This is a genomic window from Corynebacterium sp. KPL2850 (genome assembly GCF_040225855.1).
GTDB lineage: Bacteria > Actinomycetota > Actinomycetes > Mycobacteriales > Mycobacteriaceae > Corynebacterium.
Window position 1 is genome coordinate 1 of the sequence record NZ_JBEHFV010000002.1, and the last position, 13,140, is coordinate 13,140.

At 60.9% G+C, this 13,140-nt stretch carries 12 protein-coding genes; 11 read left to right on the forward strand and 1 reads right to left on the reverse strand.

Annotated elements, in window-relative coordinates:
* On the forward strand, positions 1–558 hold a 558-nt coding region (locus ABRP93_RS00785; protein WP_349886500.1), incomplete at its 5' end, for an IS3 family transposase.
* A gap of 583 nt (positions 559–1,141) precedes the next feature.
* Positions 1,142–1,639, forward strand: coding sequence for a 3'-5' exonuclease (locus ABRP93_RS00790; protein WP_349886501.1), 498 nt, complete (start codon positions 1,142–1,144; stop codon positions 1,637–1,639).
* Positions 1,640–1,678: 39 nt separating this feature from the next.
* On the opposite strand, the gene ABRP93_RS00795 is transcribed toward ABRP93_RS00790, so the two are convergent.
* On the reverse strand, positions 1,679–3,022 hold the full coding sequence (locus ABRP93_RS00795; RefSeq protein ID WP_349886502.1) for a TIGR01777 family oxidoreductase: 1,344 nt from the start codon (positions 3,020–3,022) through the stop codon (positions 1,679–1,681).
* A gap of 144 nt (positions 3,023–3,166) precedes the next feature.
* On the opposite strand from ABRP93_RS00795, the gene pyrR reads away from it, so the two are divergent.
* From pyrR to rpoZ, 9 genes are all read left to right on the forward strand, one after another.
* Positions 3,167–3,775, forward strand: a complete 609-nt coding sequence (pyrR, locus tag ABRP93_RS00800) for a bifunctional pyr operon transcriptional regulator/uracil phosphoribosyltransferase PyrR (protein WP_349886503.1) — start codon at positions 3,167–3,169, stop codon at positions 3,773–3,775.
* Positions 3,772–4,728, forward strand: a complete 957-nt coding sequence (locus tag ABRP93_RS00805; protein WP_349886505.1) for an aspartate carbamoyltransferase catalytic subunit — start codon at positions 3,772–3,774, stop codon at positions 4,726–4,728. The genes pyrR and ABRP93_RS00805 overlap by 4 nt, the downstream gene beginning before the upstream one ends.
* Before the next feature lie 36 nt (positions 4,729–4,764).
* Positions 4,765–6,105: a dihydroorotase gene (locus ABRP93_RS00810; protein ID WP_349886507.1), complete on the forward strand. Its 1,341-nt coding sequence runs from the start codon at positions 4,765–4,767 to the stop codon at positions 6,103–6,105.
* A gap of 42 nt (positions 6,106–6,147) precedes the next feature.
* Positions 6,148–7,308 (forward strand): glutamine-hydrolyzing carbamoyl-phosphate synthase small subunit, encoded by a 1,161-nt coding sequence (carA, locus tag ABRP93_RS00815; protein ID WP_349862189.1) that lies wholly within the window; start codon positions 6,148–6,150, stop codon positions 7,306–7,308.
* A gap of 25 nt (positions 7,309–7,333) precedes the next feature.
* Positions 7,334–10,675, forward strand: a complete 3,342-nt coding sequence (gene carB, locus ABRP93_RS00820; protein WP_349886509.1) for a carbamoyl-phosphate synthase large subunit — start codon at positions 7,334–7,336, stop codon at positions 10,673–10,675.
* On the forward strand, positions 10,659–11,498 hold the full coding sequence (pyrF, locus tag ABRP93_RS00825; protein ID WP_349862191.1) for an orotidine-5'-phosphate decarboxylase: 840 nt from the start codon (positions 10,659–10,661) through the stop codon (positions 11,496–11,498). The genes carB and pyrF overlap by 17 nt, the downstream gene beginning before the upstream one ends.
* A 259-nt stretch (positions 11,499–11,757) precedes the next feature.
* Complete coding sequence (gene mihF, locus ABRP93_RS00830) at positions 11,758–12,081, forward strand: integration host factor, actinobacterial type (RefSeq protein WP_023017443.1); 324 nt, start codon at positions 11,758–11,760, stop codon at positions 12,079–12,081.
* Positions 12,082–12,089: 8 nt separating this feature from the next.
* Positions 12,090–12,659, forward strand: a complete 570-nt coding sequence (gene gmk, locus ABRP93_RS00835; protein WP_349862192.1) for a guanylate kinase — start codon at positions 12,090–12,092, stop codon at positions 12,657–12,659.
* Between the two features lie 40 nt (positions 12,660–12,699).
* Positions 12,700–13,002 carry a DNA-directed RNA polymerase subunit omega gene (gene rpoZ, locus ABRP93_RS00840; protein ID WP_005279075.1) on the forward strand — a complete coding sequence of 101 codons (303 nt, stop codon included), beginning with the start codon at positions 12,700–12,702 and terminating at the stop codon, positions 13,000–13,002.
* Positions 13,003–13,140: the final 138 nt, after the last annotated feature.

A 13,140-nucleotide genomic window follows, 5' to 3' on the forward strand; every position in this document is an offset into this window, starting at 1 on the left:
ACGCTTCCAGACCTAGTGAAACGCCTATTTGATCAAGGGCAGCTTAATCGAGTGTGGATGTCGGATATTACCTATCTACGCACGAATGAGGGCTGGCTGTACCTATGCGTTATCCGCGATGGACACTCCCGCCGAGTCCTAGGCTGGTCCATGGATAGTGTGCAGGATTCTTACCTAGTTGAACGTGCACTGCGCATGGCTTACACCCTGCGTGGTGAAGTACCCGACGGCGTGGTCTTCCACGCCGATCGTGGTACCCAGTTCACCAGCGAACAGCTGTGGCAGGTCTGTCAAGAACTAGGGATTGCACAATCGGTCGGCCGTACTGGTGTCTGCTTTGACAATGCGATGGCCGAGTCGTTCTGGTCGACATTGAAGACCGAATTTTACGATCGGAAGGAATGGCGAACCCGCAACGAAGCCCGGAAGGCGGTGGCTCGCTGGATTGAGATTGTCTACAACCGGCGCCGTCGCCACTCGTCCATCGGGATGGTAAGCCCCGTCGATTTCGAAGCCCAGCTCGCTGATCAAAATGGTAATAAGAAGGCCGCTGCTTAACCCCTAAGCAGCTTAACTACGTGTCCACGATTTGCGGGCAACCCCAGGGCTCTGAATCATAATTTTCCCGATGTAGTGAAACTGCTTGCATGTGTCAGCGTCATTCAACTTTAGCGGGCGGGGCGCGATGGGTGAAACGCTTCCAATAGATTTTGTTTCTATGCGGTGCCGTGTTGAACCCATTCAATTATCTATTCTAACGATCTAGAGTCAGCCTTGGGCCAGTCTTGCTACTCGACTTGTGAAGGTGGTTTGCTAGCGAGGAAGGGGGATTAGTACGTTTATTTGGTTGATAGGCGCTATCAGGATTGAGGGGAGGGTAGGGCTTGACCTCGGAAAGTAAACACACCGGGGTCAGGCCCGATCGGGGATGGATCGAATATGTATATAGCTTGAGTGTGGGGTTAGGTTTATAGGTATTTGTCGAAGCTGTCGGGGTAGGCCACGGCCATTTGGGTGATGGCTTGTTTCCAGCCGGAAACTCGGGCTCCTTCCATGAGTCTGCCGGCTGTCGCTGAGACTCGTTTGGACTGCTCTTTGCCGTCTGGGCTATGCCACCGCGATTCTGGAGGGCACAGAGTGGGTGGACTCCGAAGAGGACGTGGATGAACTCACCGGGTATCACTCGGCGCGCCAGGGCCCTGCGCCCATAGTGGTGCAGTCCTCCCCTAAGGCGGAGGAGGCCGCGGTGCTTGCCGCCCACATTAAGGAATGGACGCAGGGGGAGGAGGACGTCTCCATCGGCGTGCTCACCCGCACCAACCAGCGCGGGGAAGAGATTGCCCGACAGTTGGGCGAGCACGACGTTGCCGTTAGCGCCGGCCGCCGTACCTCGCAGGAGCGCCCAGTCGCCGTTATGACGATGCACAACGCGAAGGGGCTGGAATTTACCCACGTCATCCTGCTTGACGTCAACGCCGAGGCCCTCCCGCAGCGCTACCTGTTTAAAGGCCTGGCACCCGCCGAGGCCGACGAAGCGTTACAGCGCGAGCGCGCACTGCTCTACGTTGCGGCGTCGCGTGCCCGCGACATGCTCCTAGTCAGCGTGGTCGGGGAGGCCTCGGAGCTCTTGCCTGCGTAGAGGCGTTTCGGCCGCCAGGAGTATTGCAATGGCCTGGACTTAGAGCAGGCTTTCGCCGCCGAGTTCGTGCGCCAAGGCTGCGTCGATGGTGGGGTAGCGGAAGGTATGGCCTAAATCCTCCAGCACCTGTGGCTTCACACGCTGGTCGGCCAAGGCGAGTTCTTGCGCGCCTTGCTTGCCCAGGAGCAGGGCGGGGCCGAATTGGGGAATCGGCAGTATGGTGGGCCGGTGCAATTCGGCGCCTAAGGCGGAAACGAATTCCTTGTTGAGCACCGGGCTTGGCGATGCCCCATTGACCGGCCCCGCAAGCTTCTCATCCACGATGGCGCGGATATAGGCATCGGTGAGATCGTCTAGTGCCACCCAGCTGTACCAAAAGTTGCCGTCACCAAAGGCGCCGCCAAGCCCTGTGGAAAACAGCGCGCGCAACAGCGGTAGTAGGCCGGAATTGCCGGACATCACGATGCCGGTGCGGATATTGACCACGCGCTTTCCGGCCTCGCGGGCGGGGTCGCAGGCTTGTTCCCAGCTCGCTGCGACATCGGCAAGAAAGCCCTCGCCGCGCTCGGCGTCCTCGGAAAGCAGCTCATCGCCTCGTTCGGAACCGTAAAAACCAATGGCAGAGGCGCATACCATGGCCTGTACAGAATCGGTGGTGGCCACCAGGCGGGCGAGGTTTTCGGTGGGGCCCACGCGGGAGTCGCGGATATCGGCTTTGTGGTTGTCATTAAAGCGCCCAAAGATGGGTTCGCCGGCCAGGTGCACTAGCACGTCGACGCCCTCGAGGAGATCGGGCCGCGGGTGGTGTGGGCGCCACTCGCGCTGGCCGGGTTCCGCGCTGCCGCGCACGAGCGGGATCACGGTGTGACCCAAAGTTTGTAGCTGTGCGGTCAGAGCGCTGCCCACGCTGCCGTGAGAGCCCGTGATGGCGATGGTTAACGGCTTTTGGCCGAGCTGGCCTTCGCGCAGGCGGTTTTCAAAGGAAATATCCTGGGTGAGCTGGTGCTGCCGGTAGGCGAATAGCGAGTTGAGGGCCGCAGCGGGGATGCGGGTATCGACCTCGTCTGTAATCAGCGTGCCGCCTGGGTGATCGGAAAACCGGTGCGTATGGCGCCACTTGGCAAATTTGCGGATGGGTGCGTTGATGCAGACATCGCTGAAGCTATAGCCGGCCTGGTAGCGGGATAGATCGTGCTGGGCCGTCCACTGCAAGCCGCCGGGGAGGGAAAGCAGGGACGTGCCATCGCCCAGATCGGTGGCCTGTTGCACTGGCTTCATGAATGCGAAAGGTGGGTTCAGGCGCGCCAAGGCCCCTGGCCGGGAATGCCATTGCCAGACGTGTTCGCGGGTGGCTGGGACTACGTGCTGCGCGGAAAAACTCACTGCGTAATGCACCTCTTTCGGCTTAGCCTCACCCACGGGTGGGCAAGGTGCTAGAGTAATACGTGTCTATCAGCATAGACGTCTACAAGTTCATTGACAGGCATCCTTTAATGACCGCACCGTGAGGCGGGGAAGGAGGTCACGATGAGTGGAACTGACGTGAACGCGAACCAGTTGGAGCTTTTGAGCTCCGATGATGTCTCGCGTACCGTTGCACGCATCGCGCACCAGATTATTGAAAAGACGGCGCTCGATTCCGCGGAAGCCCCGCGGGTCATTTTGCTGGGTATCCCCTCAGGCGGAGTGCCCCTAGCGGAGCGCCTCGCGCAGAAAATACACGAGTTTTCCGGGGTCCCCGTTCCATGGGGCTCGCTCGACATCACGTTGTACAGGGACGATTTGCGCAATTTCCCGCACCGCGCCCTGCAACCGACCTCCATCCCAGACGGCGGCATCGATAATGCCACGGTCATCTTGGTCGATGATGTCCTTTATTCCGGCCGCACCATCCGCGCCGCCCTCGATGCGCTGGGCGATGTCGGCCGGCCTTCGATTATCCAGTTGGCCGTATTGGTCGACCGCGGGCACCGCGAAGTCCCCATCCGCGCCGATTATGTGGGCAAGAACCTGCCCACGGCGCGGGAAGAAGATGTCTCCGTATATATCCAAGACATCGATGGCCGCGATGCCGTTGTTCTCACCCGCTCTATGTCCGCGGACGATGCCGCGCAGATAAGGGGAACGCACTCATGAAACACCTCATCGATAGCGCGGAACTATCCCGCGCAGAGATCATCGGCCTTTTGGATGAGGCCGATCGCTTCCGCGAGGCGCTTGATGGCCGCGAGGTCAAAAAACTGCCGACGCTGCGCGGGCGCACGATTTATACGCTCTTTTATGAAAACTCCACGCGCACGCGCTCGTCCTTTGAAACAGCCGGCAAGTGGATGTCCGCTGACGTGATCAACCTCTCGGCCTCGACCTCGTCCGTGAAAAAGGGCGAGTCCCTCAAGGATACGGGCCTGACGTTGGCGGCCATCGGCGCCGATGCCATCATCATGCGCCACCCATCCTCCGGTGCGCCGCAACAGCTGGCCCAGTGGGTGGACCCGGATGGGCATGGCCCCGCCGTTATCAACGCCGGCGACGGTGCGCACCAGCACCCGACGCAGGCGCTGCTTGATGCCGTTACGATGCGCCAGCGCCTAGGCCTGCGCGGCGATAATGGCTTCGAGGGCCTGAAGGTAAAGATTGTGGGCGATTGCCTGCATTCGCGCGTCGTGCGCTCCAACGTGGATCTCCTGCACACCTTGGGCGCGGAGGTCACCCTCGTGGGGCCTGCGACCTTGATGCCGTGGGGTGTGGACAAGTGGCCGGTGCGCGTGTCCTATGACTTTGATGCAGAGCTTTCAGATGCCGATGTCGTGATGATGCTGCGCGTGCAGCAAGAGCGCATGGACGGCGGCTTCTTTCCATCCCACCGCGAGTATGCGCAGCTGTTCGGGCTATCGCAGCAGCGCGCTGCGGCGCTGCCCAAGGATGCCATCGTCATGCACCCAGGTCCCATGCTGCGCGGCATGGAGATCAACTATGCCGTGGCCGATATGGATAAAACCACGGTATTGCAGCAGGTCAACAACGGTGTCCACATGCGCATGGCAGTGCTTTTTACGCTGCTGACCAATGGCGATAACGCCGGGATTTAATTCGGGCAGACCATAGCCACGTAAAAGGGAGAGAAAATGACTACGTACCCAGCTACCGGCCGGCTGTCCGCACCGGCTGAGAACCCCCTACTGATTAAAAATATTCGCCTGTATGGGGAAGGCGAGCCCACCAACGTTCTCGTTCGCGGTGGGGTTATTGACGCCATCGGGCCCGAGGTGCAAGCAGAGGGTGCTGCGGAGACCATTGAGGGCGAAGGCAACGTGCTGCTGCCGGGCCTGGTTGATATGCACGTGCACCTGCGTGAGCCAGGCCGTGAGGACACCGAGACCATCGAGTCCGGTTCCAAGGCCGCGGCCAAGGGCGGATTTACCGCGGTCTTTACCATGGCCAATACCACGCCGGTCACGGACCAGCCCATCATCGCCGAATCCGTGTGGGCAAAGTCCCAGGCACTGGGGCTTTGCGATGTCCACCCAGTCGGCTCCATCACCAAGGGCCTGGAAGGCAAGTCCTTAACGGAGTTCGGCATGATGGCGCGCAGCGATGCCAAGGTGCGCATGTTCTCTGATGACGGTAAGTGCGTGCAAAACCCACAGCTGATGCGCCGCGCGTTGGAATACGCCAAGGGCATGGACGTGCTGCTGGCCCAGCACGCCGAGGATGACCGCATGACCGGTGGATCGTCTGCCCACGAGGGTGAAAACGCCGCCCGGTTGGGCCTGCGCGGTTGGCCGCGCGTGGCGGAGGAATCCATCGTTGCCCGCGACGCCCTGCTGGCCCGCGATTACGGCAACCGCGTGCACATCTGCCACGCCTCCACGCAGGGCACGGTGGAACTGCTGCAGTGGGCAAAGGAACACGATATTCCGCTTACCGCAGAGGTCACCCCGCACCACCTGCTGATGACCGATGACAAACTGCGCACCTATGACGGCCTCTTCCGCGTGAACCCGCCGCTGCGCGAACAGCGCGATACGGAGGCGCTGCGCCAGGCGCTTCTTGACGGCACCATTGACTGCGTCGCCACCGACCACGCGCCGCACGGCTCCGAGGACAAGTGCGTGGAGTTCGAAAACGCGCGCCCCGGCATGCTGGGGCTGGAGTCCTCGCTGGCGGTCATCGCCAAGCTCTTTGTGGAAACCGGCCTGGCGGACTGGCGCTTTATCGCCCGCGTCATGTCCGAGCGCCCCGCTGAGATCACGCGCCTGCCAGGCCACGGTCGCCCCTTGGAAGTGGGGGAGCCAGCCAACCTGACCATCGTTGACCCACAACACCACTGGGTATCCGATTCCGCGCAGCTTGCATCCAAGTCCCAGAACAACCCCTATGCGGGCGAGGAATTCGGCGCGCGGGTTACTCACACCATCTTGCGCGGCTCGGTAACGTTCGATCTGAACGCCGCTACTCAGGACTAACCTTGCACACAACACCCAATCAAGGCACAGAAAGGCCACGACGTGACTGATAAAACCCCAGCAATCCTCGTCCTTGCAGATGGGCGTACCTTCCGTGGCTACGGCTTCGGCGCTACCGGCACCACCCTCGGCGAGGCCGTATTTACCACCGCGATGACCGGCTACCAAGAAACGATGACGGACCCGTCCTACCACCGCCAGATCGTCGTCTCCGCCGCCCCGCACATTGGCAATACCGGCTGGAACGATGAGGACAACGAGTCCCACGGCAATAATATTTGGGTCGCAGGCCTGGTTATCCGCGATCTGTCCCGCCGCGTATCCAGCTGGCGCGCAGAGCGCAGCTTGAGCGAGGAAATGCAGGCGCAAGGCGTCATCGGCATCCGCGGCATCGATACCCGCACCCTGGTGCGCCACCTGCGCAACTACGGTTCCATCTCCGCAGGCCTGTTCTCCGGCGAGGCTGCCACCCGGCCCGTAGAGGAACTCCTCGAGGAGGTACAGAGCCAGTCCTCCATGGAGGGCGCGGACCTTGCCGCCGAGGTATCTACCGATAAGCCCTACATTGTTGAGGCCAAGGGAGAGAAGAAATACACCATCGTCGCCTTTGACATGGGCGTGAAATCCGCAACGCCGCGCTACCTGTCCCAGCGCGGCATTGAGACCATCGTGGTGCCGTCTACCACCACCTTTGCAGAAGTCCAGTCCTATAACCCGGATGGCGTCTTCGTCTCCAACGGCCCGGGTGACCCGGCCACCGCCGACGACACTGTTGCCACCATTAAGAAGGTGCTCGAGGCGAAAATCCCGTTCTTCGGCATCTGCTTTGGCAACCAGCTGCTCGGGCGCGCGCTTGGCCTATCCACCTACAAGATGAAGTTCGGTCACCGCGGCATCAACGTCCCGGTACGCAACATGCTCACCGGCAAGATCGATATCACCTCCCAAAACCACGGCTTCGCGCTGCAAGCCCCAGATAACTACGACCTGGCCGATGAAGATGCTGAATTCGCCTCGGACTTCGGCCCAGCCCACATCACGCACATCTGCCTAAACGATGACACGGTCGAGGGCGTCGCCCTGCGCAATGGCATGGCCTTCTCGGTGCAGTACCACCCAGAATCAGCCGCCGGCCCGCATGATGCCAACCCGCTCTTTGATCAATTCTTAGAGCTCATGGCCAACCACACCCCGAATAAGTAGTCACCCAGGAAAAGGAAGAAATATTATGCCAAAGCGCACTGACATTAATCACGTCCTGGTCATCGGCTCCGGGCCCATCGTCATCGGCCAGGCCTGCGAGTTCGACTACTCCGGCACCCAGGCCTGCCGCGTCCTCAAGGACGAGGGCCTGCGCGTGACCCTGGTGAACTCGAACCCGGCCACCATCATGACGGATCCGGAATTCGCCGACCACACCTACGTCGAGCCCATCGAGCCGGAATACATCGAAAAGATCCTGGTCAAGGAGACCGAGGAAGGCCACCCCATCGACGCCGTGCTGGCTACCTTGGGCGGGCAAACCGCGTTGAACGCCGCGGTGCAGCTGGACCGCCAGGGCATTTTGGATAAGTACGATATCGAGCTCATCGGCGCCGATATCGATGCCATCGAGCGCGGCGAGGACCGCCAGAAGTTCAAGGACATTGTGGCCTCGGTAGGCGGGGAATCCGCCCGCTCGGCGGTGTGCCACAACATGGATGAGGTCCACGAGACCGTCGACAAGCTCGGCCTGCCCGTCGTGGTGCGCCCGTCGTTTACCATGGGTGGACTGGGCTCCGGCCTAGCCTTCAATAACGAAGATCTTGAGCGCATCGCCGGCGGCGGGCTTGCGGCCTCGCCTGAGGCTAACGTGCTCATCGAGGAATCCATCCTCGGCTGGAAAGAATACGAGCTCGAGCTCATGCGCGATGGCGATGACAATGTGGTCGTCGTCGCCTCCATCGAAAACGTCGATGCCCTGGGCGTGCACACCGGTGACTCCGTGACGGTGGCGCCGGCGCTGACGCTGACGGACCGCGAGTTCCAGAAGATGCGCGATCTGGGCATCGACATCATCCGCGAGGTGGGCGTTGATACCGGCGGCTGCAATATCCAGTTCGCCTTGAACCCCGATGATGGCCGCATCATCGTCATCGAGATGAACCCGCGCGTCTCCCGCTCCTCGGCGCTGGCATCCAAGGCCACGGGTTTTCCCATTGCCAAGCTGGCCGCGAAATTGGCCATCGGCTACACCTTGGACGAGGTGCAAAATGACATCACCGGAGAAACCCAGGCGGCGTTCGAGCCGACCTTGGACTATGTCATTGTCAAGGCGCCCCGCTTTGCTTTCGAGAAATTCCCCGGCGCCGATGACACCTTGACCACCACGATGAAATCTGTGGGCGAGGCCATGGGCATTGGCCGCAACTACATCTCCGGCCTGAATAAGGTCATGCGCTCGCTGGAAAACAAGCCCAACGGGTTCTGGACCAAGCCAGATGAGTACTTTGCGGGCGAGCGCGCCACCGACGTGCAGGCGGTGCTCAAGGATCTCGAGCGCCCCACCGAGGGCCGCATGTACGATATCGAGCTGGCCCTGCGCCTCGGCGCTACGGTTGACGAGGTCCACGAGGCCTCCGGCGTGGACCCATGGTTCATCGCGGAGCTCGAGGGCTTGGTGGAATTCCGCCAGGAGCTTGTTGATGCCCCCGTGCTCACCGAGCAGCTCCTGCGCGAGGCCAAGGTCTTTGGGCTTTCCGATGCCCAAATTGCCGCCCTGCGCCCCGAGTTCAACGGCGAAGACGGCGTGCGCAGCCTGCGCTGGCGCATGGGCATTCGCCCCGTCTTCAAGACCGTCGATACGTGCGCCGGCGAGTTCGAGGCTCAAACGCCGTATCACTACAGCTCTTATGAGCTGGACCCCGATGCCGAAACCGAGGTCCACCCGGCGCCGGAAGGCTCGAAGGGCAAGGTCATCATCTTGGGCTCTGGCCCGAACCGCATTGGTCAGGGCATCGAATTCGATTACTCCTGCGTGCACGCCGCCCTTGAGCTTTCCCGCAAGGGCTATGAGACCGTGATGGTCAACTGCAACCCTGAGACGGTATCGACCGACTATGACACCGCTGATCGCCTGTACTTCGAGCCGCTGACCTTCGAAGATGTCATGGAGGTCTACCACGCAGAGGCAGCCTCCGGCGAGGTCGCCGGCGTGCTGGTGCAGCTGGGCGGCCAGACCCCGTTGGGCTTGGCAGAGCGCCTCGATGCCGCCGGCGTGCCGGTGGTGGGCACCAGCCCCGCCGCCATTGACTCCGCCGAGGACCGCGGCGAATTCGGCAAGGTGCTGGAAGCCGGTGGGCTTGCCGCACCGCAATTCGGCACCGCCACCTCCTTCGAGGAGGCCCGGAAGGTAGCAGCGTCCATCGGTTACCCAGTTCTGGTTCGTCCTTCCTACGTGTTGGGCGGCAGCGGCATGGAAATTGTTTACGATGAGCAGTCGCTGGAGAACTATATCGAGCGCGCCACAGAGCTTTCCCCAGACCACCCGGTCCTGGTGGACCGCTTCTTGGACTCGGCCATCGAGATCGACGTCGATGCCCTGTGCGACGGCAACGAGGTCTACCTCGGCGGTGTGATGGAGCACATCGAGGAGGCCGGCGTTCACTCCGGTGACTCCTCCTGCGCCCTGCCGCCGATGACGCTGGGCCCAGAGGACATCGAGAATGTGCGCGAGTCCACGCGCCGTTTGGCCGAGGGCATCGGCGTCAAGGGCCTGATGAACGTCCAGTTCGCCTTGAAGGACGACATCCTTTATGTCATCGAGGCTAACCCGCGCGCTTCGCGTACCGTTCCGTTCGTCTCTAAGGCGACCGGCGTGCCGCTAGCCAAGGCCGCCGCTCGCATCATGATGGGATCCACCATCGCGGAACTGCGAGAAGAAGGACTTATTCCATCCTCCTACGATGGCGGTTCCTTGCCGCTTGATCACCCGATTGCGGTCAAGGAAGCGGTCTTGCCCTTTAACCGTTTCCGCCGCCCAGATGGCAGCCTGCTCGATTCCTTGCTATCGCCCGAGATGAAGTCCACCGGTGAGGTCATGGGCTTGGCCACCAACTTCGGTGCGGCCTTTGCCAAGGCGGAGATCTCCGCGTTTGCTCGTCCGCCGATTGAAGGCACGGTCTTCGTCTCCGTAGCCAACCGGGATAAGCGAACGCTGATTTTCCCCATCCAGCGCTTGGCCACGATGGGCTACAACATCATCGCTACTGCGGGTACCGCGCAGATGCTGCGCCGCAACGGCATCGAGTGTGAGGTCGCCGTCAAGGTCTCTGAAGCCAAGGATGGCGAAGAGTCCATCGTGGACAAGATCCTTAACGGCGAGGTGGATTGGATCCTCAATACGCCAGCAGGTTCCGCCGGTTCCCGCCACGACGGCTACGATATCCGCGCTGCAGCGGTGCACATGGGACTGCCGCTGGTCACGGTGGTTCAAGGCGTGACGGCGGCGGTGCAGGGCATCGAGGCGCTGCGCCAGGGTGATTTGCAGGTCCGCGCACTTCAGGAGCTTGAGCATGGACCACGCAACTAAAACCTTTGGCCAGCGCCTAGAGGACGCCGGCCGCGAACGAGGTCGCCTGTGTGTAGGCATCGATCCGCACCCGTACCTCTTAGAGCAATGGGGGCTGGATAATTCACCAGAAGGCCTGCGCACCTTCAGCATGCGTTGCGTCGAGGCCTTCGCGGATTCCGCAGCCTTGGTAAAACCGCAAGTGGCCTTCTTTGAGCGCTTCGGTGCCGCAGGCTTTGCGGTCTTGGAAGAAACGCTGGCCGGTTTGCGCGAGGCAGGATGCCTGACGGTGGCGGATGCCAAGCGTGGCGATATCGGCTCCACCATGGAAGGCTATGGCGATGCCTGGCTAGGGGAGACCTCGCCCCTGCGCGCTGACTCGGTGACACTTTCGCCGTACCTCGGTGTTGGGGCATTGGGCGTGGCCATTGCCACGGCGCAAGAAAACAACCGCGGTGTATTCGTCCTCGCGGCTACCTCTAATCCGGAGGCACGCGCCATTCAGGCAGTGCCTGCGGGCACTGCGGACTCGATTGCCCAGGCGGTCGTGGACGAGTGCGCCGCCTTCAATGCCTCGGCGAAAGAGGCCGGTGTTGCTGGAAGCGTCGGCGTTGTGGTGGGCGCGACCGTGGATAATCCGCCCGGATTGGACTCGCTTAATGGCCCGGTGCTGCTTCCCGGCGTCGGTGCCCAGGGGGCGGGCCCCGAGCAGGTGCACGCCATTGTGTCTGAGTGCCCGCAGCTGGGCTTTGCGAATGTCTCGCGCGCCGTCCTGCAGCGCGGTCCTCAGGTCGATGACCTGCGTAAAGCGGTGATCGATACCGCAGACCAATTCCGGGATTAGAACACGCGGCGGGGTCGATTAACGGCCGCGCCGTTTACCTGGTATTTTGGTCTAAGCATGTGCGTTGACGTGCTAAAACGAGTGGCCCATTTGGGCTGTTGATCGTCATCGTGTCACTAGCGGTGCTAGGATAATCAGAAGTCGGTGTGCTCGAAGGTTCAGGGTAACTTTCCGCGGTATTTACATCGCGTTTGGCAACCGGAGTCTGGTACCCAGTGCCAGAAGTAATAGAACCAATCTAATGAATCGGAGGAAACTCGTGGCCCTTCCAAAGTTGACTGATGAGCAGCGTAAGGAAGCTCTCGCAAAGGCCGCTGAGGCCCGCAAGGCTCGCGCTGAGCTCAAGGCTGCGCTTAAGCGCGGCGAGACCGACCTAAAGGACGTGCTGGAAAAGGCCGAGACCGATGAGATCATCGGCAAGACCAAGGTTTCTGCACTCCTCGAGGCTCTGCCTAAGGTTGGCAAGGTCAAGGCCAAGGAAATCATGGAAGATCTGGAGATTGCACAGACCCGCCGCCTGCGCGGTCTGGGTGAGCGCCAGCGTCGTGCTCTTCTTGAGCGCTTCGGTTACGACGACGAATAATCACGTCCATGGCTGACGCAACTGCTCGCGGTCGCCTCGTCGTGTTGGCGGGTCCCTCCGCAGTGGGTAAATCCACCGTAGTGTCGCGTCTACGACATGACGTCGAGGGGCTGTATTTCAGCGTGTCTATGACTACGCGCCAGCCCCGCCCCGGGGAAAAAGACGGCGTGGATTATTTCTTCGTCACCCCTGAGGCTTTTCAAGAACGCATTGATGCCGGTGAGATGCTCGAATGGGCAGATATTCACGGCGGATTGCAGCGTTCTGGAACACCTGCCCGTCCCGTAGAAGAGGCTTTGGCAGCAGGGCGCCCGGTTCTCGTCGAGGTTGACCTGGCCGGTGCGCGTAGCGTCCGGAAGGCCCTTCCGGAAGCGGACTTGGTCTTCCTGGCCCCTCCTTCCTGGGAGGTGTTGGTAGAGCGCCTGACCGGTCGCGGTACCGAACCACAAGACGTCATCGATCGTAGGTTGCACACTGCGTATGAGGAACTAGCTGCACAGGATGAGTTTGATCACGTTGTGGTCAATGAAAACCTAGATGAGGCAGTGGCCGCCATTAGTGATATCCTGCGAGGATAGATTCTTCCTTTGACCATCTTCAACCAATGTAAAGGTGCATGTGACTAACGTGACCACCCCTTCTAACACTGAATCCGCAAAGTCGGAACCGGTATTTGATGATCCGATTGGTATTACTGACCCGCCAATCGATGAGCTGTTGGACAAGGTTTCTTCCAAGTACGCCTTGGTAATTTTCGCTGCCAAGCGTGCGCGCCAGATCAATAGCTACTACCAAGAGCAAGATGAAGGCGTCTTTGAGTTCGTGGGCCCGCTGGTTAACCCAGAACCCGGCGAGAAGCCACTGTCCATCGCGCTGCGCGAAATCGACGCAGGCCTGTTGGACCACGAGGAAGGCAAGTAAGTAGCGCGCGCTTTCGCGTGCGCACCTTGTGCCTCATTTCAGCCCCGTCCGGCTAATCCCCAATGGTTTCACTTTTGTGGAACTAACGTGGTGGCCGGGCGGGGCTCTTGTCATGCCTGCACGGTACGATTGTGCGAT